This is a genomic window from Halochromatium sp. NSM3, from assembly GCF_059621085.1.
This window is the reverse complement of record NZ_JCAQIA010000031.1, coordinates 1-24854: the sequence shown is the minus strand read 5'-3', so window position 1 is coordinate 24854 and position 24854 is coordinate 1. Positions and strand designations below refer to the sequence as shown.

At 63.9% G+C, this 24854-nt stretch carries 20 protein-coding genes and 1 riboswitch; of the genes, 8 read left to right on the top strand and 12 right to left on the bottom strand.

The window, feature by feature from the left end; translation table 11 throughout:
- Positions 1-22: 22 nt before the first annotated feature.
- Both rnhA and AC54T3_RS12940 read right to left on the bottom strand, forming a co-directional pair.
- Positions 23-553 (bottom strand): ribonuclease HI, encoded by a 531-nt coding sequence (gene rnhA / locus AC54T3_RS12945; RefSeq protein ID WP_496625330.1) that lies wholly within the window; start codon positions 551-553, stop codon positions 23-25.
- Positions 543-1310, bottom strand: coding sequence for a methyltransferase domain-containing protein (locus AC54T3_RS12940; protein WP_496625328.1), 768 nt, complete (start codon positions 1308-1310; stop codon positions 543-545). The genes rnhA and AC54T3_RS12940 overlap by 11 nt, the downstream gene beginning before the upstream one ends.
- A gap of 134 nt (positions 1311-1444) precedes the next feature.
- Between AC54T3_RS12940 and AC54T3_RS12935 the strand changes: the two genes are divergently transcribed.
- A complete protein-coding gene (locus tag AC54T3_RS12935) occupies positions 1445-2539 on the top strand; it encodes a transglycosylase SLT domain-containing protein (RefSeq protein ID WP_496625326.1) in 1095 nt (364 codons plus the stop codon).
- 14 nt (positions 2540-2553) lie between these two features.
- Here the strand turns inward: AC54T3_RS12935 and queE are convergent, their stop codons facing one another.
- The 3 genes from queE to queC are packed head-to-tail and all read right to left on the bottom strand — an operon-like array spanning position 2554 to position 5141.
- On the bottom strand, positions 2554-3204 hold the full coding sequence (queE, locus tag AC54T3_RS12930; RefSeq protein WP_496625324.1) for a 7-carboxy-7-deazaguanine synthase: 651 nt from the start codon (positions 3202-3204) through the stop codon (positions 2554-2556).
- A 12-nt stretch (positions 3205-3216) separates the two neighbouring features.
- Complete coding sequence (locus AC54T3_RS12925; RefSeq protein ID WP_496625322.1) at positions 3217-4443, bottom strand: 6-pyruvoyl trahydropterin synthase family protein; 1227 nt, start codon at positions 4441-4443, stop codon at positions 3217-3219.
- Entirely contained in the window at positions 4443-5141 is a 699-nt protein-coding gene (gene queC, locus AC54T3_RS12920; RefSeq protein ID WP_496625320.1) for a 7-cyano-7-deazaguanine synthase QueC, read from the bottom strand. Before queC ends, AC54T3_RS12925 begins: the two co-directional genes overlap by 1 nt.
- A gap of 323 nt (positions 5142-5464) precedes the next feature.
- Between queC and AC54T3_RS12915 the strand changes: the two genes are divergently transcribed.
- From AC54T3_RS12915 to AC54T3_RS12900, 4 genes are read left to right on the top strand one after another with little or no spacing between them, the layout of a single operon-like run.
- A complete protein-coding gene (locus AC54T3_RS12915; RefSeq protein WP_496625318.1) occupies positions 5465-6526 on the top strand; it encodes an ABC transporter substrate-binding protein in 1062 nt (353 codons plus the stop codon).
- Positions 6523-10194 (top strand): EAL domain-containing protein, encoded by a 3672-nt coding sequence (locus AC54T3_RS12910; RefSeq protein WP_496625316.1) that lies wholly within the window; start codon positions 6523-6525, stop codon positions 10192-10194. The genes AC54T3_RS12915 and AC54T3_RS12910 overlap by 4 nt, the downstream gene beginning before the upstream one ends.
- Positions 10191-11888, top strand: coding sequence for a DUF7125 family protein (locus AC54T3_RS12905; protein WP_496625314.1), 1698 nt, complete (start codon positions 10191-10193; stop codon positions 11886-11888). The genes AC54T3_RS12910 and AC54T3_RS12905 overlap by 4 nt, the downstream gene beginning before the upstream one ends.
- Complete coding sequence (locus AC54T3_RS12900; RefSeq protein WP_496625312.1) at positions 11885-12184, top strand: circadian clock KaiB family protein; 300 nt, start codon at positions 11885-11887, stop codon at positions 12182-12184. Before AC54T3_RS12905 ends, AC54T3_RS12900 begins: the two co-directional genes overlap by 4 nt.
- A gap of 110 nt (positions 12185-12294) precedes the next feature.
- On the opposite strand, the gene fba is transcribed toward AC54T3_RS12900, so the two are convergent.
- The 6 genes from fba to AC54T3_RS12870 form a co-directional block, all read right to left on the bottom strand.
- Positions 12295-13359 (bottom strand): class II fructose-bisphosphate aldolase, encoded by a 1065-nt coding sequence (gene fba, locus AC54T3_RS12895; protein ID WP_496625311.1) that lies wholly within the window; start codon positions 13357-13359, stop codon positions 12295-12297.
- A gap of 61 nt (positions 13360-13420) precedes the next feature.
- Positions 13421-14869 (bottom strand): pyruvate kinase, encoded by a 1449-nt coding sequence (gene pyk, locus AC54T3_RS12890; RefSeq protein WP_496625309.1) that lies wholly within the window; start codon positions 14867-14869, stop codon positions 13421-13423.
- 43 nt (positions 14870-14912) lie between these two features.
- Positions 14913-16094, bottom strand: coding sequence for a phosphoglycerate kinase (locus AC54T3_RS12885; protein WP_496625307.1), 1182 nt, complete (start codon positions 16092-16094; stop codon positions 14913-14915).
- Between the two features lie 181 nt (positions 16095-16275).
- The gene (gene gap / locus AC54T3_RS12880; protein WP_496625306.1) at positions 16276-17277 is read right to left on the bottom strand and encodes a type I glyceraldehyde-3-phosphate dehydrogenase; all 1002 of its coding nucleotides are present in this window, start codon (positions 17275-17277) and stop codon (positions 16276-16278) included.
- A 102-nt stretch (positions 17278-17379) separates the two neighbouring features.
- A complete protein-coding gene (gene tkt / locus AC54T3_RS12875) occupies positions 17380-19392 on the bottom strand; it encodes a transketolase (protein ID WP_496625304.1) in 2013 nt (670 codons plus the stop codon).
- A gap of 332 nt (positions 19393-19724) precedes the next feature.
- Positions 19725-20282 (bottom strand): thioredoxin family protein, encoded by a 558-nt coding sequence (locus AC54T3_RS12870; protein ID WP_496625302.1) that lies wholly within the window; start codon positions 20280-20282, stop codon positions 19725-19727.
- A gap of 319 nt (positions 20283-20601) precedes the next feature.
- On the opposite strand from AC54T3_RS12870, the gene metK reads away from it, so the two are divergent.
- The 3 genes from metK to metF all read left to right on the top strand — a co-directional run bounded on the left by metK (position 20602) and on the right by metF (position 24363).
- A complete protein-coding gene (gene metK / locus AC54T3_RS12865; protein WP_496625300.1) occupies positions 20602-21771 on the top strand; it encodes a methionine adenosyltransferase in 1170 nt (389 codons plus the stop codon).
- 30 nt (positions 21772-21801) lie between these two features.
- Positions 21802-21886: riboswitch (S-adenosyl-L-homocysteine riboswitch) on the top strand.
- 20 nt (positions 21887-21906) lie between these two features.
- Entirely contained in the window at positions 21907-23313 is a 1407-nt protein-coding gene (gene ahcY / locus AC54T3_RS12860; RefSeq protein WP_496625298.1) for an adenosylhomocysteinase, read from the top strand.
- Between the two features lie 192 nt (positions 23314-23505).
- On the top strand, positions 23506-24363 hold the full coding sequence (gene metF / locus AC54T3_RS12855) for a methylenetetrahydrofolate reductase [NAD(P)H] (RefSeq protein WP_496625297.1): 858 nt from the start codon (positions 23506-23508) through the stop codon (positions 24361-24363).
- Positions 24364-24509: 146 nt separating this feature from the next.
- On the opposite strand, the gene AC54T3_RS12850 is transcribed toward metF, so the two are convergent.
- Positions 24510-24776 (bottom strand): type II toxin-antitoxin system VapC family toxin, encoded by a 267-nt coding sequence (locus AC54T3_RS12850; RefSeq protein ID WP_496625361.1) that lies wholly within the window; start codon positions 24774-24776, stop codon positions 24510-24512.
- Positions 24777-24854: the final 78 nt, after the last annotated feature.

Here is a 24854-nt window from a genome sequence, read left to right as displayed (position 1 = left end):
TTTGCTCCCACGTCAACGAGGCTCAGCCTCGCTTTGAAAGGCCCTTGGGAATGCCCTTGTTGGCAAGCTGATCGGCACGCTCGTTCTCGGCATGCCCGCTATGCCCGCGCACCCAGTGCCAACGCACCCGATGGCCGGCGAGCGCCTGATCCAAGCGTTGCCAGAGATCTTGGTTCTTGACCGGGGTGCGCTGTTTGGTCATCCAGCCGTTGCGCTTCCAGCCTTTCATCCAGCGCTCGACGCCATCGCGCACATAGCGTGAGTCGACGGTCAGGATGACCTCACTCTGGCGCTTGAGCGCCTCTAGGGCCTGGATCACGGCCATCAGCTCCATGCGATTGTTCGTCGTCTGCGCTTCACCGCCAAACAGCTCCTTCTCGTGTGCGCCATAGCGCAGCAAGGCTCCCCAGCCGCCCGGCCCCGGATTGCCCTTGCAGGCCCCGTCGGTGAACACCTCGACCGCTGGTGTTGGTGTTGGCGCCTGTGTTGGTTCCGGTGTTGGCGCGGGCGCTTGATGCTGGCCCGCAACCTCTGCTGAACGGCTATCGAGCATGGTTCGTCTCACGAGCGGTGGGTTTCATGGCTCCTCCAGGTAAAAAGGCCGGACGAGGCTTCCAGCGTTGGCGAACGGGGGTCGACAGACTCACCCGCTTCACGGCCCGAATCACATACACACCGCCAAACACCGGCCACCAGCGCGCGCCCGCTTGCTCCAGCCCCTCGAGACGGCTGTGATAGGCTGAGCGCAGCGGTGGCCGAAACAGTAGCCATTCGCGCACCTCGAGCTGAAAACCAAGCAGATCGAGCCAGTCGCCGAGCCTGGAGGCCGTCAACTGATGACCGCACCAGGGAACGCGCGGCTTGCGGAAGACCCCGCGCATCAGCCCCCAGGCGCTCAACGGATTGAAGCCGATGATCAAGATGCGCCCTTCCGGGATCAAGACGCGCTCAGCCTCGCGCAGCACGGGTTGCGGGTGCTCCACGAAATCGAGAGTGTGCGGCAGAAGCACTGCATCGACACTGGCCGCCGCAAGCGGCAATTCACTCGGGCGCGCGCGCAGTGGCGAACCGCCCCCCTGTGCGTAAGGCTGCTCGCCGAGGACCACCCGGGTCCGGATCCGGCTGCGCTCGAGCACATCGCCGAACTGCCCGCCACAGCCGATCTGCACCAAGAAGTGGCCGAATGAGTTCTCGATCATGCGTTCGACGCAAGCGCTCTCGGCGCATGCCACCCGACGGCCGATCGGCGTCTTGTACCACTTAGCGAGCACCTCAAGCGGCTCGCCATCCTGCTGTGAGCAGGATCTCATCGGACGCTCGCCCCTAGGTGAAGGTGCGAACGACTGGCACACCTCCGGGGTTTCCCGTATATTTTGGCCGCTAAGCGCATCAAAATAAGAACAAAGCGCATCATCTTCACATTCCAGCTGCTGCGTCATCTCTTATGCCAAGTGCTCTCCGCACCCCTCTGCTCGCCTATTCCGCCTCCAGCCTAATCCTTTTACTGAGCGGCTGCGCGACTCAGCCCACCGGTGAAGACAGCACCCTCCCGCAAAGCTTTTCCGTCTCGGCCCGTGAATATGGCTATGTGAGACCCGCCGTCGATGTCAGGGTCATCGGCCGGGCGCAGGGTACAAGCAGCAGCCAGCGGCATCGCTTCGCGCGTTCGGGCGACGACCTCTGGGATCGGGTTCGGTATGGAGACAGCCTGGGCGTGACGCCGCATGCGCGGATCGAGCGCGCCCTGCACAGCCTCAAGCGCAACCCGGATTATCTCACGGATCTGACCCGCCGAGCGCGACCTTATCTGCATCTGATCGTTGAGGAATTAGAGCGCCACGGCTTGCCCGCCGAACTCGCCCTGCTGCCCGAGGTCGAGAGCCGCTACAACCCGCATGCCATCTCGCCGAAAAGCGCGACCGGAATGTGGCAGTTCATGCCCTACACCGGCGTCGAGATGGGCCTGAAACAGAATAGCTGGTATGACGGACGCAACGACATCCTGGCCTCGACCCGAGGGGCCATCGCCTATCTGCGGCAATTAAACCAAGAGTTCGATGGCGACTGGGCGCTGGCGCTGGCCGGCTACAACGCCGGACCTGGCCGCGTGCGCGCCGCGCAGCGCGCGAACCGAGCCGCTGGCAAACCCACCGATTTCTGGTCGCTCAATCTGCCCGCCGAAACCGAGCACTATGTGCCAAAGCTGCTCGCGATCGCCACGCTGATGCGTGAGCCCGAGACGCATGGCCTGGAGATGCCGGTGATCGCCAATCAGCCGCGCCTCGAGATCGTCGAGGCAGGGCAACAGATCGATCTCGCGCAAGCGGCACAGGCCTGCGGGGTCACGGTGACTCAGCTCAAGCAATTGAATCCGGGCCTGAAGCGCGGCAAGACCTTGCCAGGCGGCCCACATCTCGTCCTCGTTCCCGCCGGTACCGGCGACAAGCTACGCACGGCCTTGGCCAAGGCCGGCAAACTCGCGGAACCCAGTCTGGCCGCGACCAAGCAGCCTTCAAGCACGGCAGGTGGCGACAGCTAGTCCCGCGTGCGCGGCTAGGGAATCCCGAGTAACTTATGCAGCTGTAGGCCGAGCCGCCATTGCGGATGGGCCTGGCAGTAGGCGAGCGTCTGCTGGGTATGCTCGGCCAACCTTGGGCCGTCCATCGGCTGCAGGAAGAACTCGGCGAAGTCGAGCTGGGCGAAACGCTCCGGTGGAGCCGCTGGCTGCGGGAAGATCAGCTTGAGTTCATCGCCGGTTTCGATCATCAAGGGCGCGTCCGCCTTCGGGCTGACGCAGAGCCAGTCGATCCCGCGCGGTGCCGGTTGCGTGCCGTTGGTCTCGACCGCGACCTCAAACCCGCGCGCATGCAGGGCATCGATCAGCGCCGCATCCAGTTGCAACAGCGGCTCGCCACCGGTGCAGACCACATACCCCCCATCGGCGCGCCCCTTCTCCCGCGTTGGCCACTGCCGCAGGATCTGCTCGGCGAGTGCCTCAGCGCTCTCGAAGCGCCCACCACCGGGGCCATCGGTACCACGGAAGTCGGTATCGCAGAAGTCGCAAAGCGCGGTTACGCGATCGCGCTCCAGACCTGACCAGAGGTTGCAGCCGGCAAAGCGACAGAACACCGCAGCGCGACCACTGCGAGCGCCCTCGCCCTGCAGCGTATAGAAGACCTCCTTGACCTGGTAGACGGACGGCATCGGCCTTGGCCTTCAGAGCGGTAGCACCGCCGCCGTTTGTTGCGCCGCTTGTTGTGAAGGCATCGTCTCCCCATTCGCCCCCCAGCGCGCGCCCCAGCTTGCCCCCCAGCACAGCAACACCCCGCAACCGGGCCGCTCGGTGAGTTCAAGCCGATCCGCTTGCGGCAGCGCCTCGGCGATGGCCTCGCGGATCCAGCAGGCGAGCCGCGCGGTGCTGGGGTCGGAAAGCCCCGTCAGCCCGTTCAGCTCATGATGATCGAGCTGCGCATAGACCGGCTTGAACAGCGCCTTCACATCGCCGTAATCGATGGTCCAGCCGCGCACCGCGTCCAAGGGCGCTGTGAGATGCAGGCGCAGCAGATAGCTATGCCCATGCAGACGGCGGCGCGGATCACCGACCGGCGCCCGTCCGAGGCGCAACGCGCCCTCGAAGCGCATCTCCTTCCAGATACGATAGTCCTGGCCATCATAATGACAGCCGGCGGTGGCGGTCTCGTACACACTGACCAAGGACAGCGCCGGCAGTCTGGGCTTGAGACGCCGCCAAATCCAAGCCGCAAGCAGTTCGCTGGTTGGATTCTCTAGCCCCGGTAGATCGTTCAGGCAACAGTGGTCGAGTTCGGCGTGCAGCGGCGCCCAGAGCGCGCCGAGCTGGTCGTCATCGATGCCCATGTGCGCGGCGGCGCCGGGAAGCGCATCCGACTCCCGCGCCAGTTCCTGCTCGGCATGCAGAATGACCTCGAACCCATGCCCATGCATGCGGCCGCACGGATGGTCGGGCGGCACATTCACCAACCGATGCGCGGCCTCGAATCGGAATCGGCGCCAGACATGGGCATGGGCGCGCCGCGTCCTTGGGCCTGCGTCATCGGCGCCAAGGCGCAGCTCGACGCCCTGCTCGCCGGTGCTCTGGATGCCGACCTGGGCGATGCCTGGCAGCGCGTGCCGGTGCTCCAGTTGCTGTTGCACCCAGGCCGCTAGATGCTCGTCGGTCGGCACCGCCAGTTGTTCATTGAGATCGGTGTAATCCAGCGCCTCGACGCTGTCGCGCAATGCCGCAGCCAGGGCCTCGGTTTCGGCGCCGTCGAAACCGCCCCAAGCGGGCGGCAGCTCGGCCAGGACGCGCGCCTTGAAGCCATGACCATGCAGGCGGCGCGCGCGATGCCCCTGTGGCAGCACGGCGACGCGGCGCGCCGCCTCGAACGAGGCGGCGGCTTGATAATAGAGTCGTTCGGTCATCAGCCCGACTCCGCGAACCGCTGCCACAGCGGATCGGCGAGCCCGGCCTCGGCAAAGCCCTTGGCCCGCAGCTGGCAGGAGTCGCAGTGGCCGCAGGGGCGGCCATCGGCGCCGGGATCGTAGCAGCTGCTGGTGAGTCCATAATCGACCCCGAGCGCGCTGCCACGGCGGATGATCTCGGCCTTGGTCAGGGTCATCAACGGCGCGTGGATACGCAGATGTTGGCGGCCCTCGGCGCCCGCTGCGGTGGCCAGATTGGCCATGCGCTCGAAGGCGGCGATATACTCGGGGCGACAATCTGGATAGCCCGAATAATCCAACGCGTTGACGCCGATGAAGATATCGTTGGCCGAGAGCACCTCGGCCCAGGCCAGCGCAAAGGACAGGAACACCGTGTTGCGCGCCGGCACATAGGTGATCGGGATGCCTTCGGCCATGGCTTGCGCATCACGGTCCTTCGGCACCGCGATCTCGGCGGTCAGCGCCGAGCCGCCGAAACGCCGCAGGTCGATCTCGCTGATCAGATGCTCGGCGACGCCGAGCGCCTTGGCCACGCGCGCCGCTGCGTCCAACTCGACCAGGTGGCGTTGGCCATAGCGAAACGAGAGCGCATGCGCGACGAATCCAGCCTCGCGACAGATCGCCAACGCGGTTGCCGAATCCAACCCACCGCTCAGTAGCACCACCGCACTCGCCATCGATCACTCTCCACAACGGTTCCCATCCGAGCCAGCGGCTACGGCGCAGCATGCGCAGCCTTGTCTCGAGCCAACGGTCAACGGTCACTGTACGCGAGACCAGACTAGGGCGCCTTAATCCCACGAGGCTCATCCCGCACTGCCTGTCGCAAGTCTCGCCCTGCGCGTCCCAAGATCGGCATCGGCACGCGATGCGTCTTCGCGTCTCGATCCTGAATCAGCGATAATGAAAGGCTATGCCAGCGTCTAGGTGCCAACTCAGGGAGGTAAGTCGATTCCCGCGCACGCGGACCTTCAGTCTGGTGGCTTGGAAAACAGATCCCATGGTCATTCCGATCGCAAGTCGCTCCCACTCAGCACGCCTCTGGTGCATTTTGCTGTTGCTCAGCATCTCGAGCATGGCCTTATCCGGCGTGGCTCGGGCTCAGGCGAAGGCCCCGCCACCGCAGCCCGTGCGCGTGGCGGGCGCGCTTTATGTGGCTGATCTGCCGACGCTCGTGGCCGAATCCAAGGGGCTGTTCGCCCGCCATGGACTCAACGCCGAGGTCAGTCGAGATGAACTCGACGCGCACAATCTCGCGCGCTTGCAGGCTGGTGAAGTCGACTTCGCCCTGATGAGCTTGGCACCATTGGTCCTTGACCTCATCGCCGATCCTCATCCCGGTGGTCCGGAGGATCCGGTGATCCTGGCCGGACTGATCCACTCCACCGACATCAATCGCATCGTCTTCCACCGCGAGCGCGCGATCAACGCACCGAGCGACCTGAGCGGACGCCAGGTTGCCCTCCCGCCGGGAACCAACGCCGAATTCCTCTGGTGGCTGTTCAGTACCTTTCACGGTCTGCCCCCAGATGTCAGGCTGCTCGATCAGCATGCGGCCGACGCGATTCCAGCCCTGCTCGCCGCTGGCGCCATCGATGCGGCGGTGATCCGCGAGCCCTGGATCGTCAGACTACGAGCGCGGCTCGGTGATGACCTTGGCCAGTTTCCAGTCAGTCAGCTCTACACGGCGAAGTGGGTCCTGGTCACCTCGCGTCGCACCGCCCGCGAGCGCCGCGACCTCTGCGCCGCCATGCTCGCGACCTATCGAGAGGCCATCGAGTTGATCAACCAGGACAGAGGCGAAACACTCACCCTCTATGCCGAACGCGTTGGGGTGTCAACGTCCGCCTTGGAAGACAGCTGGCGACAACGGGCGCTGGATTATGAGTTGAGTATCGACTGGTCGCTGATTGCCGCACTGCAGCAGCAGGCCGACTGGGCCGCAACGCGCCAAGCGCCGTCCAATCCGGACATCGATGTCATCGACCTGATCGATGATTCCATCCTGCGCGCGCTGGTGCCAGGAACCGTTGGCATACCGCCCGTGCCACACACTCCATGAAACTCCTTCATCTCTCGATCGCCAGCATCCTGGGCTCTGCCCTCGGTCTGCTGCTGCTGCTCGCGATCACCCTGCAGAGCCATGCCAAGCTCGAAGCCGCCAAGACCGAGGTCAACGATCTGTTCGCGTTGCGCCATCGCATCGACCATCTGTCGGTGGCCTCGGACAGCTTATTGCTATTCGGTGCTGGCCCTGAACTCTGGCAACGTCTGCGCGCGGACGCCGAAGATATCCAGCGGCGACTGCAGGTGCAGGGATTGCAGCATCCCGAGGCCCTCAAGGCTGCGCACCGCGTCCAGGTCCTGATCGATACCCTCGCCCATCTGGCAGTGCCAGCGCGTTCGGACCTCGCGCCGACGCGCGGCGCGGTGATCGAGCCGCCGCCGATGCCGGAGCGAACCCGGATCATCCTCAATCAGATCGCCAGCCACGGCGTCGTGCTGGACATCGCATTGGACGCCTTGCTGCGCGAGCGCCGACAAGCCATCACGCTCGAGGCGAATCAGATCGCGCTCCGACTCGCGGGCTCGGCGATCCTCTTCGGCCTGCTCTGCATCAGCGCCTTCGGCCTGCTGTATTGGCGCGTCGCCGCTCCCGTGCGCTCACTCACGCAGACCGTGGAGCGTATCCACCAGGGCGATCTCGACGCCCGCGCGACGGTTCAGGGAGGAGACGAATTGGCCCGCCTCGCGACGGCCCTCAACCGGATGCTGGACCATCGTGAGGCCAGTGCTCGGCGCCTGCGCCAGTATCGCGAGCTGGTCGAGGGCAGCGAAGACCTGATGGCGATCGCGGACGACCAGTATCGCTACCTGTTGGTCAACCAGGCCTATGCCCAGCGCTTCGGGCGTGATCGCGGCGAGATCGAAGGCGCCTACCTCTGGGATGTCCTCGGCCGCACCTATTTCGACAACGTGCTGAAAACGAAGCTGGATGGCTGTCTTGCCGGTCACAACCAGCGCTTCGAGACCGAACGCCTCGATCTCGACGGACATCCGCGCCAGTTGCTCGCGCGCTATTTCCCGATCGAGACGCAGTTCCCCTCGGCACGCCAGGTGGTCGCCGTGATCACCGACATCTCCGAGTTCAAGCAGGTCGAGACCAAGCTGCGTGAGCAATCACAGCTGCTTGATATCGCCGGACGCGTGGGTCGCATTGGCGGCTGGCGGGTCGATCTGGCGAGCAATCAGGCTCAATGGTCGGATATCGTCGCCGAGATCCACGGCATGCCCAAAGGCTTTTCACCCTCGGTCGACGAAGGCATCGCCTTCTATGCCCCAGAAGACCTTGAGACCATTCGGCGTGTCTTCACCGCCTGCGCCGAGCGCGGCATCCCCTATCGCGTGGATCTCAGGATCATCAATGCCCAAGGCGAGCGTGTGTGGGTGCGCACCACCGGCGAAGCCGTTTATGACGAGCAAGGCGGCATCAGCGCCGCGCAGGGGGCATTTCAGGATATCTCGGCTCAAAAATCCGCCGAATTAGAGGCGGAAGCCCTGAGCGAGCGTCTGCAGACGACCCTCGAGAGCATCACCGATGGCTTCTTCGCGCTCGACCGGGACTGGCGCTTTGCCTATCTCAATCGCGAGGCCGCCCGGCTCCTACAGCAGCCGCGCGAGCACCTGCTCGGCAAGCCCTTCTGGCAGTGCTTGCCGGAGGCGATCGGCACGCGCATCGAATCGGCCTATCGGCGCGCCATGCTCACGCAAGAGACGGTGACCTTCGAGGAATACTACCGCCCGTTCAGCACCTGGTTCGAGATCCGCGCCTTCCCTTCCCAGGAGGGCCTCGCGGTCTATTTCCAGGATGTGACCGAGCAGCATCGGATGGTGCGCCGACTGCAAGCGCAGAAGGCTGCGTTGCGCCAGTCGCGCGATCAGCTCGCCGAACTGGTGCAAACGCGCAAAGCGCTGATCGACTCCTTGCCGGCGCATATCGCGCTGCTCGATGCCGATGGCCGCATCATCGAAGTCAACGACGCCTGGCACCGTTTCGCCGAGCAGAACGATTTCTCGGGCGCCAGTGCGGGCACCGGGATGAACTATCTCGAGGTCTGTGAGCACGCGGTCGGCGACTTTTCCGAGGAGGCGCCGACCATTGCTCACGCGCTCCAGGCGCTACTCGCCGGCGAGCGAGACGCCTTTTCGTTGGAATACCCCTGTCATGCGCCGTATGAGCAGCGCTGGTTTCGTATGGCCGCGAACCGACTCCGGCAGACCGGCGAGAAGACCGGGAACGGGAGCGAGACCGGGAACGAGACGGAACGCCGAAATGGCGCCGTGGTGATGCATGTCGACATCACCGAGCGCAAGCTCGCCGAGCTGCAGTTGGACCAGCTCGTGCATCGCGATCGGCTCACCCATCTCTTGACCCGCGATGGCTTCACCGAGGCCTTGGCCACGCGGCTTGCCGAGGACGACCAGCCTTCGGCGTCCACGCTGCTGGCCTTGTTCGACATCAAGGATCTGCGCGATGTCAACGACTCCCATGGCTTCGAGACCGGTGATCAACTGTTGATCGAGATCGCCCGCTGGCTCGAGCGCCAAGCGGGTAAGGATGGACTGGTCGGGCGCATCGCCGGTGATGAGTTCAGCGTCTTCCTGCGCGGCGCGCCCGGCCTCGAGCCGTCGCACCAGATCGAGGCGCTCATTGCGATCACCGAGCAGTGCTTCCTGCTGCCCACCATCGGCATCGAGATCGACATCGACCTTGGCTACACCCTGGTCGGCGATCGGCGCTGCTCGGCCGAGACGCTGCTCCACCAGGCCGAGCTAGCGCTGTTCCAGCAACGTCAGCAGGGCACGGACACGGCCACCGCCTATAACGCCGAACTCGATCGGCAGGTCCATGAGCGCATCGCACTGACCCAGGATCTGCGTATCGCCCTGTATGAGGAGCAGTTCGAACTCCACTTCCAGCCGAAGGTGAATCTGGCAACCGGCGAGCTGGTCGCCTGCGAAGCCCTGCTGCGGTGGAACCATCCCCAGCGTGGCTTGCAGCCGCCGGGGCTGTTCATCCCCATCGCCGAACAGAGCCAACTGATCGGGGCCATTGGCGATTGGGCCTTACACGAGGCCTGTCGACTGCTGCACGACTGGCAACAGGCCGGCTTGAATGTGGTGGGCATCGCGGTCAATGTCTCGCTGATCCAATTTCGCACCCCTGATTTCCCGCAAGCGGTGCGCGCCATCTTGCACCGATTCGAGATCGCGCCCAGTGCGCTGACCCTGGAGATCACCGAAAGCGTGTTCGCCGAGGCCTCTGAAACGCTGCTCGAGCAGTTGAACGCCCTGCGCGCGTTCGGCATTCGGCTGTCGTTGGACGACTTCGGCACCGGCTATTCGTCGCTGGCCTACCTGCAGCGCTACCCGTTCGATGAGATCAAGGTCGACCGCTGCTTCGTCGCGCGCGTGCGCGAGGATCGCTATAGTCGCACCGTGCTGCAGGCCATCAAGGGGATTGCCGATGCGCTCGGCGCCGAGCTGATCGCCGAGGGCATCGAGACGGAGGCGGTACAGCAGGCCCTGATCGAACTCGGCTACCAGTTCGGGCAGGGCTATCTGTTCAGTGTTCCGCTGGAGACCGAGGACTTCCGCTGGCTGCTGGAGCAAGGCTCGCGGCTGCCGTTGAAGACACCCAAGACCAACCGACCGGAGACATCCGCGTGACTGAAGCCGCCGAAGGACTCGTGAAACGCGCCACCGGCATCAGGGGCCTGGATCAGATGACCCAAGGCGGACTCCCGGCCGCCGGTGGCACCCTGATCCTGGGCCGCCCGGCCGCTGGCAAGACCGTGCTCGCGCTGCAGATCCTGGCCCTGGCCATCGCCCGGGGTGAAGGGGCGATCTTCGTCTCGTTCGAGGAATCGCGCCGCCAGGTTCTGCGCGATGCGGCGTCCTTTTCGTGGTGGCACCACCTGCGGGACGAGCAGCGCTTCGAGTTGATCGATGCACGCCCAGCACCCGGCGCGCGGGTCTCCGGCGAGTTCGATCTCGAAGGGCTGTTGGCGGCGATCGAACACTGCGTCAAGCGCACCGGCGCGCACTGGGTGGTCTTCGATGGGATCGATCAGCTGCTGCGCCGCCAGCAGGACGCCTTGATGGCGATCGATCAGATCCACAGCCTGAGCAATTGGTGCGAGGAGCGCGAGCTGTCGCTGATCCTGACCGGTAAGTTGAGTGAACACAGTCTCGCGCCGGCTCACCTGGAAGGCATCGAATTCCTGTTGCCCAGTGTGTTCGTGCTCTCCACGACCCTGGTCTCGAATCGGCTCAGCCGTCGCTTTCGCATCGCCAAGTTCCGTGGCAGCGCGCACACCACCGATGAGGTCGCGATGCTCCTCGACGACGATGGCGTGCACTTCCCCTATGCCGCGCGCCCGGTCGCGGCAGCGGGGCCAGCACCAAATGAGCGCATTGGCACCGGCATTCACCGGCTCGATGAGGTGCTCGGAGGCGGCCTCTATCGGGGCTCGACGACCCTGATCTCCGGCCAGCCCGGCACCGCCAAGACCACCCTCTCCGGCAGTTTCGCGGCAGCGGCCGCCGCCCGTGGCGAACGCACCTTGTTCCTCAGTTTCGATGAGCAGCAAGCACCGGTGGTGCGCAATCTGGCCTCGGTGGGGATTGCCCTCGGCGAGCCGATCGAGTCCGGTTTGGTCCAATTCCACGCGCGCGAGGCTTGGAGCGGTCTGATCGAGGATCACTACCATGCCCTCGAGCAGTTGCTTCACAGCTTCCAGCCCGATTGTCTGATCATCGATCCGATCTCCGCGCTGCTGAAAGCCGCTGGGGCCGATAGCGCCCAGGTCGCCATCGAGCGGATGCTCAGCGCCACCCGCGCGCGCGGCATCACCACCCTCTTGACCTCATTGGGCACCCAGACCGATCCCACCAGCGAGGCCACCCTGAGTCATGCCTCGACCCTGGCCGACACCTGGCTGGTGCTCGGGTTCAACGTCTATGGCGGCGAGCGCAATCGCTCGCTCTCGGTGGTGAAGTCACGCGGTTCGGCGCATTCCGATCAGGTGCGTGAACTGATCCTGGCGCACCACGGGATCGATCTCGCCGATGTCTACGAATATGGCACCGAGGTCCTGATGGGCACGGCGCGGATGCAGAAGGAGAGCGAAGAGGCGATCAATCAGCGGCTCAAGTGGCTCGAGGATGATCAGCGCCAACGCGGGCTGGAGCAACGGATTGAGCAGACCGTGGCCGACGCCGAGCGCCTGCGGCTGGAATTGCAAGCCCTTCAAGAAGAACGCTCGGCGCGCGAGCAAAGCGCTCGGCGTCATGAGCACGAGGTCATGAGTCGTCGGAATCCGAGTGCAAGAGAACAACCTCCACCCAAGGGCGCGGCATGAACCAGCGTGCAGAGACCATGACCGTTAACCCGCACAATCTCAGGCTCTTCGTGACCGGCGATGCGCCGCGCTCACAGCGCGCGCGCGCCAATCTCGCCGAGGCGCTCGAACAGATCGGACTCGATCCTGCCTCGGTGCCGGAGATCGATCTGACCGCTGATCCCGAGCAGACCCTCGTGTTTGGGATCTTTGCCACGCCGGCCCTGCTGCGTACCAGCGACGCCGGCAACCCCGAAATCCTCTATGGCGACCTCTCCGAGCGTCCGGCATTGGAACGCTTTTTGGCGCTGGGCTAGCGCTTTGGCGCTAGGCTAGCGGCACCTTTGGATCGACAGCAAAAAGGGCGCCGAAGCGCCCTTTGCTCTCTTCGCAACTGCGAAGGTGGCCGGTGATCAGTGATCAGTGATCAGTTGACCTTGGGGTCGAGTTCGCCCTTGGCGTAACGCTGGGTCATCGCTTCGAGCGAGAGCGCACGAATCTTGCTCGCATTGCCAGCGGTGCCGAAGGCCTCGTAGCGGTGCTTACAGATGTCTTTCATCGCCTTGGTCGAGGCCGCCAGATACTTGCGCGGGTCGAAGTTCTTCCGATTCTCGGCCAGGTGCTTGCGGATGGCACCGGTGGAGGCCATACGCAGGTCGGTATCGATGTTGACCTTGCGCACACCATTCTTGATGCCCTCGGCGATCTCCTCGACCGGCACGCCGTAGGTCTCGCCCATGTCGCCACCGAACTCGTCGATGATCTTCAGCCACTCCTGTGGCACCGAGGAAGAGCCATGCATGACCAGATGGGTATCCGGGATGCGGGCATGGATCTCACGGATGCGCTGGATGGCGAGGATGTCGCCTGTCGGCGGCCGGGTGAACTTGTAGGCGCCATGGCTAGTGCCGATGGCAATGGCCAGGGCGTCGACATGGGTATCCTGGACGAACTTGGCCGCCTCTTCCGGATCGGTCAGCAGCTGATCGTGGCTGAGCTTGCCCTCGGCGCCGGAGCCGTCCTCCTCGCCGGCCATGCCGGACTCAAGCGAGCCCAGGCAGCCAAGCTCGCCCTCAACCGAGACGCCGCAGGCATGCGACATATCGACCACTTGGCGAGTGACGCGCGCGTTGTAGTCGTAGTCCATCGGCGTCTTCATGTCCTCGCCCAGCGAGCCGTCCATCATCACCGAGCTGAAGCCGAGCTGGATCGAACGCTGGCAAATCGCCAGCGATGCCCCGTGATCCTGATGCATCACGACCGGGATGTGCGGGAATTCCTCGATCGCCGCCAGGATCAGGTGGCGCAGGAAGGGCGCGCCGGCGTACTTGCGCGCACCGGCCGATGCCTGACAGATCACAGGAGAATCGGTCTCGTCGGCGGCCTCCATCATGGCCCGCATCTGCTCGAGGTTGTTCACGTTAAAGGCTGGGACGCCGTAGCTGTACTCAGCGGCATGATCCAGCAACTGGCGAAGCGAAATAAGAGCCATTGCGGTTCTCCTCTGTCGTTGTAAAGACGTAAAAACGGGGTCGAAATCGGTTGCCGATGCGTCAGTCGTCGGTCAGCAGGCGATGCTCGCCGACGCGCATGATCTTCATGATATTGGTCTGCCCCTCGACACCAGAGCGATCGCCCTTGGTGATGATCACCAGATCGCCTTCCTGCACGGTGCCATGGCGCAGTAATTCCTCGATGACCTCCTTGTTCACCTCGTGGATGTCCGTGCTCGAGACATCGAATCTTACCGGATAGACACCACGGAAAAGGGTTACTTTTCGGCGGGTTGGTACCTGACGGGTCATCGCGTAGATCGGGATGCCGGAACTGATGCGAGACATCCATTTGACCGTCGAGCCGGATTCGGTCAGCGCCGCGATCGCCTTCACGCCGAGGTGGTTGGCGGTGTACATGGTCGCCATCGCGATGGCCTCGTCGACGCGGCCGAAGACGGCATCAATGCGATGGCCGGAGCGACGCACCAGGCGCTCCTTCTCGGCCTCGGCGCAGATGCGCGACATCGACTCGACCACCTTGGCCGGGTTCTTGCCAACCGAGGTCTCGGCCGAGAGCATCACCGCATCGGTGCCATCGAGCACCGCGTTGGCGACATCGAAGACCTCGGCTCGGGTTGGGATCGGGTTCTCGATCATCGACTGCATCATCTGCGTCGCGGTAATCACCACGCTGTTGCGATCACGCGCCATGCTGATCAAGCGCTTCTGCACCGCCGGCAGTTCGGCGTCGCCGATCTCGACCCCGAGGTCGCCGCGCGCGACCATCACCGCGTCCGAGGCATCGATGATGTCCTCGAGCGCGTGCAGCGCCTCGGCGCGTTCGATCTTGGCGACGATGCCGCCCTTGCCGCCCGCCTCTTCGAGCAGTTGTCGCGCGAGCCGCACATCGTCGCCATTGCAGACGAAGGAGACGGCCAGGTAGTCGGCCTCGACCTCGGCGGCAAAGACGATGTCGGCCTTGTCCTTCTCGGTTAGCGCCGGCGCCGAGAGCCCGCCGCCTTTCTTGTTGATGCCCTTGTTATTCGACAGACGGCCGCCGACCAATACCTTGCAATCGGCTCGCCCGCCCTCGACGGCCTCGACCTGGAGTTCAATGGCACCGTCGTCGAGTAGCAGGATATCCCCCGACGACAGATCCTCGGCCATGCTCGGCAAGGTGGTCCCAACGCGGCTGTGATCGCCCGCATCGAGCGGACACTCGGCATCGATCGCAAACGCCGCTCCCTGGGCCAACTCGATGGCACCTTCGACGAATTTGCCGATGCGGATCTTCGGGCCTTGAAGATCGATCAGCACACCCAGCGCATGGCGCTTGGCGAGCGCCACGCGACGCACGCGCTCGACGCGCTCACGCTGGCGCTCGTGCGAGTCGTGCGACATATTCAAGCGAACCACATTGAGCCCGGCATCGACCATGGCTTCGAGTACGCCCGGCGCATCGGTGGCGGGACCAAAGGTGGCAACGATCTTGGTACGTCTTGGCATCAAGGTATCGATCCGAGCAAAAAAGGCGTGTGGAGCGCGTTGATTAGGCGTTCGCGCGGGCCTCGAGCATGGCCACCGCCGGCAGGGTCTTGCCCTCGAGATATTCGAGGAAGGCCCCGCCAGCGGTCGAGATGTAGGAGACACGGTCGTAGATGTCGTACTTCTGGATCGCCGCGATGGTGTCGCCACCACCGGCGAGCGTGAAGGCATCGGTCTCGGCGATCGCCATCGAGATGGTCTTGGTGCCCGCGCCGAACTGATCGAACTCGAACACGCCGACCGGGCCGTTCCAGACCACGGTGCCGGCCTGCTTGATGATCGCTGCGAGCGCCTCGGCGCTGTCCGGGCCGATATCGAAGATCATGTCGTCATCGGTGACTTCCTCGACCGGCTTCTGCACCGCCGGCTCGTTCTCGTCGAACTGCTTGCCGCAGACGACATCGGTCGCGATCGGGATGGTGGCGCCGGCGGCGGTGGCCTTGTCCATCAGCGCCTTGGCGGTGTCGACCAGATCGGCCTCGTACAGCGACTTGCCGACCTGGTGCCCGGCGGCCTTGATGAAGGTATTGGCGATACCGCCGCCGACCACCAGCTGATCGACCTTGGTCGAGAGCGCCTCGAGCACGGTCAGCTTGGTCGAGACCTTGGAGCCGCCGACGATCGCCACCATCGGCCGCTTGGGCTCGGCCAGGGCCTTCTTCAGCGCATCCAGTTCCTCGGCCAGCAACAGCCCGGCGCAGGCCGCCGGCGCGAACTTGCCGGCGCCATGGGTCGAGGCCTGCGCGCGGTGCGCGGTGCCGAAGGCGTCCATCACATAGACATCGCAGAGCGCCGCGTACTGCTTCGACAGCGCCTCGTCGTCCTTCTTCTCGCCGCTGTTGAAGCGCACGTTCTCGAGCAGCACCAGCTCGCCGTCGGCGACCTCGGGCGCGGTCTCCAGATAATCCTTGACCAAGCGCACCTCGCGGCCGAGCTTGGCGCCGAGATTGGCGGCCACCGGTGCCAACGAGTTCTCCTCCGAGTAGACGCCCTCTTCTGGACGCCCCAGGTGCGACATCACCATGACCTTGGCACCGGCCTTGAGGCAGTGCTCGAAGGTCGGCAGCGAGGCCGTGATGCGGGCATCGGAGGTGACCTTGCCATTCTTGACCGGCACGTTGAGATCGGAGCGGATCAGCACCCGTTTACCGGCCAGATCAAGATCGGTGAGCTTGGTGAAGGACATAACGGACAGCCTCTTCGAGATGGTGTTTGATGAGCGTTTGATGGGCGCTGGAGCGATCTGGAAAACCAAGCGGCTTTCCGCATCGTTCAAGCGGGCCCGGCCGGACACGAAGGCTCGGTTCGCGATCGGGCGCGGAGGGGCACAACCCCACCCCGCGCGCCGATCAGCGCGAATGGCTCAATCAGCCGGCGATATGCTGCGCTAGGCGCAGGTAGTTGCAGGTGTAGCCGTACTCGTTGTCGTACCAGGCGACAACCTTGACGAAGGTGCTATCGAGCATGATGCCGGCACCGGCATCAAAGATCGACGGCGTGCCATGTCCACGGAAGTCGGTCGAGACCACTTTCTCATCGGTGTAGGCCAGCACGCCGGCCAGGTCGCCGGACTCCGAGGCCGCCTTCATGGCCGCGCAGATGTCCTCATAGGTGGCCTCCTTGTTCAACTCGCAGGTCAGGTCGACCACCGAGACGTCCGAGGTAGGCACGCGGAAGGCCATGCCGGTGAGCTTGCCGTTGAGTTCAGGCAGCACCTTGCCGACCGCTTTCGCCGCGCCGGTCGAGGACGGGATGATGTTCTCGAGGATGCCGCGACCGCCGCGCCAATCCTTCATCGACGGACCATCAACGGTCTTCTGGGTCGCGGTGGCGGCATGCACGGTGGTCATCAGGCCGCGCTTGATGCCCCAGTTGTCGTGCAGCACCTTGGAGACCGGCGCCAGGCAGTTGGTGGTGCAAGACGCGGCCGAGATGATCGCCTGGCCGTCGTAGGTGTGGTGGTTGACGCCGTAGACGAACATCGGCGTGCCGTCCTTCGATGGCGCGCTCTGCACCACCTTCTTGGCGCCGGCGTCGATGTGCGCCTGGCAGCTCTCGCTGGTCAGGAAGAAGCCGGTGCACTCGAGCACCAGATCGACACCGATATCGCCCCAGGCCAGCTTCGCCGGGTCTTTCTCGGCGGTCAGGCGGATGGCGTTGCCGTTGACGGTCATGGTATTGCCGTCGACCGCAATATCACCAGCGAAGTTACCGTGCACCGAGTCATACTTGAGCATATAGGCCAGGTACTCGGGATCGAGCAGGTCGTTGATGCCGACCACCTGCATGTCCGGGAAATCCTTCGAGATCGCGCGGAAGGCCATACGGCCGATACGGCCGAAGCCGTTGATACCAACTTTCAAGGTCATTGAGTGACTCCTCGTAAATGAGCGCTATCAAACGGGTGAGCGCCATCGGGCCCAACAGTGCGGGGCGCGGCGCCCCGCGCGACGGGCTCGCGGCATGGGGCTTTAGAGCAGGCTATCGACGGCCTCGGCCACGGCCTCGGCGGTGATGCCGAATGCCTTGTAGACATCGCCGGCGGGAGCGGACTCACCGAAGGTGTCGATGCCGACAATCTTGCCGTGCATGCCGACGTACTTCGGCCAGAGGTTGGAGACGCCAGCCTCGACGGCGACCCGCGCCTTGACCGCATCCGGCAGCACCGATTCCTTATAGGCCGCGTCTTGGGCGTCGAAGGTGTCCATCGACGGCATCGAGACGACACGCACCTTGCGGCCCTTGGCGCTGAGCTGCTCGGCAGCGGTCATCGCCAGCTCGACCTCGGTGCCGGTGCCGATGATGATCGCGTCCGGGGTGCCCTCGCAGTCACGCAGCACATAGGCGCCCTTCGCGATGGCGCGCATCTGCTCTTCGCTGCGGCTCATGTGCGGTGCGCCCTGACGCGAGAAGATCAGCGCGGTGGGTCCGCCCGTGCGTTGGATGGCGAGCTTCCAGGCCACCGCGCTCTCGACCGCGTCACAGGGACGCCAGGTCGACATGCGCGGGGTCAGGCGTAGGATCGAGACTTGCTCGACCGGCTGATGGGTCGGGCCGTCTTCGCCGAGGCCGATCGAGTCGTGGGTATAGACGAAGATCGGGTTGATCTTCATCAGCGCCGCCATGCGCACCGCGTTGCGGGCATATTCCATGAACATCAGGAAAGTGGCGCCATAGGGCTTGAGGCCGCCATGGAGCGTGGCGCCGTTCATGATGGCCGACATGCCGAACTCGCGCACGCCGTAGTAGATGTAGTTGCCGCTGGCATCCTTCGAGCCCACGCCCTTGGCGCCGGACCAAATCGTGAGGTTGGAGCCGGCCAGATCGGCGGAGCCGCCGAGCAGCTCCGGCAACAGCGGCCCAAGGCCGTTGAGCGCGTTCTGCGAGGCCTTGCGGGTGGCGATCTTCTCGGCCTTGGCGTCGACCGACTGGATGAACTCCCAGGCCTTGGCGTCAAAGTCCTCGGGCAGCTCGCCGGCGATGCGGCGCTCGAACTCGGCGGCCTCCTCCGGGAACGCGCTCTTATAAGCCGCGAATTTGTCGTTCCACGCCTGCTCGGCCTTGGTGCCGCGCGTCTTGGCATTCCAAGCCGAGGCGATCGGCTCGGGGATCTCGAACGGCGGCGCCGACCAGCCCAGGGCCTCACGGGTCAGCGCGATCTCGTCATCGCCGAGTGCCGCGCCGTGACACTCTTCCTTGCCCTGCTTGTTCGGTGAGCCGAAGCCGATGATAGTCTGACAGCAGATCAGGCTGGGCTTGTCGGTGATCGCGCGCGCCTCTTCGATCGCCGCCTTGACCGCCTCTGGATCATGGCCGTCGACCTTCGGGATCACATGCCAGTTGTAGGCCTCGAAGCGCTTGGGCGTGTCATCAAGGAACCAGGCCGGCGTATCGCCGTGACCGCGGACCTCGCCGTCGATCGAGATATTGTTGTCGTCATAGAAGGCAATCAGCTTGCCGAGTCCAAGCGCGCCGGCCAGCGAGCAAGACTCGTGCGAGATGCCTTCCATCAGGCAGCCATCACCGAGGAAGCAGTAGGTATGGTGATCGACGATCTCATGGCCCGACTTGTTGAACTGCGCCGCCAGGATCTTCTCGGCCAGCGCCATGCCAACGGCGTTGCTGATGCCTTGCCCGAGCGGACCGGTCGTGGTCTCGATGCCGGGCGCGTAGCCATACTCGGGATGCCCGGGGGTCTTCGAGTGCAGCTGACGGAACTGTTTGATGTCCTCGATACTCAAATCGTAGCCAGTGAGGTGCAGCAACGAGTAGAGCAGCATCGACCCATGCCCGTTGGAGAGCACGAAACGATCACGATTGGGCCAGTCGGGGTTGCCGGGGTTGTGCTGCATGTAGTCGTTCCACAGCACTTCGGCGATATCGGCCATGCCCATCGGCGCGCCCGGATGTCCAGACTTCGCTTTCTGGACCGCATCCATGCTCAGTGCACGGATGGCGTTGGCAAGTTCTCTGCGTGAGGACATCTGCCCCTCCTGTATTTTAAGTTTCTTTCGGGTGACGAACGCTGTTGATGAGCGTCACGGGCCTGCGGACACCAAAGCTTTTCATTCTCGCTGAAACGCGGGCGATAAGCCAAGAGAATTGCTAGGGATCATGTCCATGCTGCTTTACCAGATCGCAATATTAAGAATTACTGAACCGATTTACGCAAGTACTCGCTGCATCCCGGGGCTTGGGCAGCAACGTCGGCGCAGGCTGAAATCCAAGCCCTGGCAAGGCGTTAGACAACCATCAGCCGTCCCTGCCTAGCCTCTTCGCCAAGCCCCGCTTCCTCGCCAAACCCAGCCGTGAGCCGCTAGGCATCACGCCACTTGATCGAGCAGCCCATGCTCGGGGTCTGATGCTCGGGACCCTGGCCGGTCTGCGCCACCTGCTTCATCGCCTCGAACAGATCGCGGCGTACGCCCGCAGGCGCCGTCTCTTTGCGGCTTTCGTCGAGCCGGCCACGGTATTGCAGCTCTAACACGCTGTTGTAGCCGAAGAAGTCGGGCGTGCAGATAGCGCCAAAGCGCTTGGCGACCTCCTGGGTTTCATCCATCAGATAGGGAAACGGAAAATCGTGCTCGCGCGCGACCACCTTCATGTTCTCGAACGAATCCTCTGGATAATCCGAGGGATCATTGGCCATGATCGCGACGCTGCCGACGCCGAGCGTCATCAGTTCACGGGTATCGCGCACGATGCGCTCGCGCACCGCCTTCACATACGGGCAGTGGTTACAGATGAACATCACCAGCAGGCCCTTTGGCCCAGTGCAATCGTCGCGTCGCCAGATCTGGCCATCGACGCCGGGCAGTGCGAACTCAGGTGCCTGCCGGCCAAAGTCGCAGACCGGTGTTTCGAGTGAAACCATGGTGCAAGACCCTCCTCAACGCTTGGGTTTACGGGCGGCCTATGGTAACGCAACCAGACGCTGAGCCAGAACCTTCGCGAGACCGATTTCAGGCTCCGGATAGACCTCGGATAATCCTTATCATAGTGCTGTTTTTATTGGGTTTTACACCGGACCTCACCCCCCGCGCCTGGCCCTTTGTGTACCACCCCACCCTGTCAACTGGCCGAGAAACCGTATACACTGGGCTGCTCTCGTCAACTGATTAACCGTCCGTATCGCGGCTTCTTCGGCCTTCTGCCGGTGTTTGCGGCGGACCCCAACGAGAGACCCTCGATCTATGTCAGAGAACTACATCTTCACCTCGGAGTCCGTCTCCGAGGGCCATCCGGACAAGGTTGCCGATCAGATCTCCGATGCCGTCCTCGACGACATCCTGGCCAACGACAGCAACCCCGAACATGCGCGGGTCGCCTGCGAAACCATGATCAAGACCGGCGCGGTCATCGTCGCCGGCGAGATCACCACCGACCACTGGGTCGATTTCGACGAGCTGGTGCGTGGCGTGGTCAACGACATCGGCTATAACAGCTCCGATGTCGGCTTCGACGGCAACACCTGCGCGGTGATGTCACTGGTCGGCAAGCAGTCGACCGACATCGCCCAAGGCGTCGACCGCACCAGCCCCGAGGAGCAGGGCGCCGGCGACCAGGGCCTGATGTTCGGCTACGCCACCAACGAAACCGACGTGCTGATGCCGGCACCGATCACCTACGCCCATCGCCTGGTCGAACGCCAGTCGGAGATGCGCAAGGAGCATGTGCTCGAGTGGCTGCGCCCGGACGCCAAGAGCCAGGTCACCATGCGCTACGAGGGCGGCAAGGTCGTCGCCGTCGATGCAGTGGTGCTCTCGACCCAGCACGATCCGGACATCGACTACAAGCACCTGCAGGAAGCGGTGATGGAGAACATCATCAAGCCGGTGCTGCCGCCCGAGTGGGTGCACAAGGACACCAAGTTCCACATCAACCCGACCGGTAACTTCGTCATCGGTGGCCCGGTCGGCGATTGCGGCCTGACCGGACGCAAGATCATCGTCGACACCTACGGCGGCATGGCCCGTCATGGTGGTGGCGCCTTCTCCGGCAAGGACCCGTCCAAGGTCGACCGCTCGGCGGCCTATGCCGGTCGCTACGTGGCCAAGAACATCGTCGCCGCCGGTCTCGCCGATCGCTGCGAGGTGCAGATCTCCTACGCCATCGGCGTCGCCGAGCCGACCTCGATCGCGGTCGAGACCTTCGGCACCGCCAAGATCGACGAAGACCGCATCGCCAGCCTGGTGCGCGAGCACTTCGACCTGCGCCCCTATGCGCTGATCAAGATGCTCGACCTGGTCCGCCCGATCTATCGCCAGACCGCCGCTTACGGCCACTTCGGTCGCGAGCTGGCCGACCTGAGCTGGGAGCGCACCGACAAGGCCGCCGCACTCAAGGAGGCCGCCGGGCTCTAAACGCCCGTCCGACACGAGACACCTCCCCTCCCGCGCGAGGAGCGCTGCAACAGGACCCACGGGCGTCCTGCCAGGCTCGCGAGGGACACTTCAAGATCAACGGCGCTCACTCACGATACTCAGGAGCTGAATACCATGAGTGAGTTTAACGACTACAAAGTGGCCGACATCACGTTGGCCGATTACGGCCGCAAAGAACTGGACATCGCCGAGACCGAGATGCCGGGCCTGATGGCGCTGCGCGAGAAGTACGGCGCCTCCAAGCCGCTCAAGGGCGCGCGCATCACCGGCAGTCTGCACATGACCATCCAGACTGCGGTCCTCATCGAGACCCTGGTCGAACTCGGCGCCGAGGTGCGCTGGGCCTCGTGCAACATCTTCTCGACCCAGGATCATGCCGCCGCTGCCATGGCCGCGCGCGGCATCCCGGTCTATGCCTGGAAGGGCGAGACCCTGGAAGAGTACTGGTGGTGCACCGAGCAGGTGCTGAACTGGCCCGACGGCAAGGGTCCGAACATGATCCTCGACGACGGCGGCGACGCCACCCTGCTGGTGCACAAGGGTGTCGAGTTCGAGAAGGCCGGCGCGGTGCCTAAGCCCACCGCCGATGACGACGAAGAGTTCACCGCCGTGCTCGGCCTGCTCGGGCGCACCTTCGAGAAGGACCGCGAGCATTGGCACAAGATCGCCAAGGAGATCAAGGGCGTCACCGAGGAGACCACCACCGGTGTGCATCGCCTCTATGAGATGTTCAAGCAGGGCACCCTGCTGTTCACGGCGATGAACGTCAACGACTCGGTCACCAAGTCCAAGTTCGACAACCTCTATGGCTGCCGCGAGTCGTTGGTCGACGCGATCAAGCGCGCGACCGATGTAATGATCGCCGGCAAGGTCGCGGTGGTCTGTGGCTATGGCGACGTCGGCAAGGGCTCGGCGGCCTCGCTGCGCGGCCTCGGCGCCAACGTCTGGGTCACCGAAGTCGATCCGATCTGCGCCCTGCAAGCGGCGATGGAAGGCTATCGCGTGGTGCGCCTCGATGAGGTCATCGACCAGGCCGATATCTTCGTCACCGCCACCGGTAACAAGGACATCATCACCTACGACCACATGGCGCGGATGAAGAATCAGGCCATCGTCTGCAACATCGGCCATTTCGACAACGAGATCCAGGTTAACTCCCTGAAGGATCTGGAGTGGATCGAGATCAAGCCGCAGGTCGATCAGATCATCTTCCCCGATGGCCATCGCATCACCCTGCTGGCGCGCGGTCGACTGGTCAACCTCGGCTGTGCCACGGGGCATCCGAGCTTCGTGATGTCGAACTCGTTCACCAACCAGGTGGTCGCGCAGATCGAGATCTTCAACAAGCCCGATGAGTACCCGCTGGGTGTGCACATCCTGCCCAAGCATCTCGATGAGGAGGTCGCGCGCCTGCATCTGGAGAAGGTCGGCGCCAAGCTGACCCAGCTCTCGCCCGAGCAGGCGGCCTATATCGGCGTCACCGTCGAAGGGCCGTACAAGTCGGAGCATTACCGCTACTAAGCGGAATCGCGCCCGCGCGTCGCCAAGGCGGCGCACGGGCCGAGGTCGCCACGGAAGGCACTGAACACCGCGCGCGGGACCTACCCCGGCCGCGCGCCTCCCGGACCCTGTCGGTGACGCGCCACTCCCCGTCTCGCAACAGGCGCCCGCAGACAGAGGTCAACGGCTCATTCGACGCTCGGAGACCTCCTCATGAACACCCCCACCCCACGCACCTTCAGCTTCGAGCTGTTTCCGCCCAAGACCGACGAGGGCATGGACAAGCTCAAGACCGCAGTGAAACGGCTCAACGCGGTCGGACCGCGTTACTTCTCTTGCACCTATGGCGCCGGCGGCTCGACCCGCGAACGCACCTTCGCCACCGTCGATTGGCTGCGCGAGCAAGGCATCGCCACTGCGCCGCATCTGGCTTGTATCGGCTCGGAGAAGGACGAGATCCGCGACATCGTCGGCCATTACATCGAACAAGGCATCGACCGCCTGGTCGCGCTGCGCGGCGACATGCCCTCCGGCATGGGCCGCACCGGCGTTGGCACTTTTCGCTACGCCAACGAACTCGTCGCCTTTCTGCGCGAGGAATATGGCGATCGCTTCAAGCTCGAGGTCGCCGCCTATCCGGAGTTCCATCCGCAGGCCCCCAGCGCCCAGGCCGATCTTGAGAACTTTAAGCGCAAGGTCGAGGCCGGCGCCGATACCGCGATCACGCAGTATTTCTACAGCGCCGAGGCCTACTTTTGGTTCCTTGAGGAATGCCAGCGCATGGGCATCGAGGTGCCGATCATCGCCGGCGTCATGCCGATCAGCAACTACTCACAGCTGGCGCGCTTCTCGGACGCCTGCGGCGCCGAGATCCCGCGCTGGATCAGGAAGCGGCTGGAAGGCTTTGGCGATGACAAGGAATCGATTCGCAGCTTCGGCCACGACGTAGTGCTCGAGCTGTGCCAGCGCCTGCTCGACGGCGGCGCGCCTGGGCTGCATTTCTACACCATGAACCAGTCGGCGCCGACGCTGAAGCTCTGGCGTGAGCTTGGGTTGCCCGAGGCTGGTTAGGCGGGCGCGATCGCTTGAACGCCTGTCTGAATGCTGGAACACACGCGCTGTTTCAGAAGACTCTGCCCGCCCGCACTGCGCTCAGTGCGGGCGGCTTTTTTTGTCCAACCAGTGCCCTGCTCCGATTCAACACCCAAGATCGCCGATCACCCAAGCGGCTTGGCCGGATTGATTGCACCTGGGCCTAATACCTGTGCAGCTTTGACCAACACCTTATCCAGGCTGAGGATGACGCTCGTGTGGCGACGAGCGACAGCAAGGTGCAAGGCATCTCCGGCTCGCAATCCGAGTCGCCAATGACGCAGCAGTTGTTCCGCACTTTGATAATCCTGCTCCATCACTGAGAGATGGACAAAACGAGCGCGAATCTCTTGGTATTTGGCCAAGGCAGCATCGGCGTCGTTTTCGTCGATCTGTTCGGTGCGGCACTTGATGCCACCTGATTAGCAAGCTTCTTCAGCCAAGCCCCTTTTCCGCCGAGGAAAGGCGCA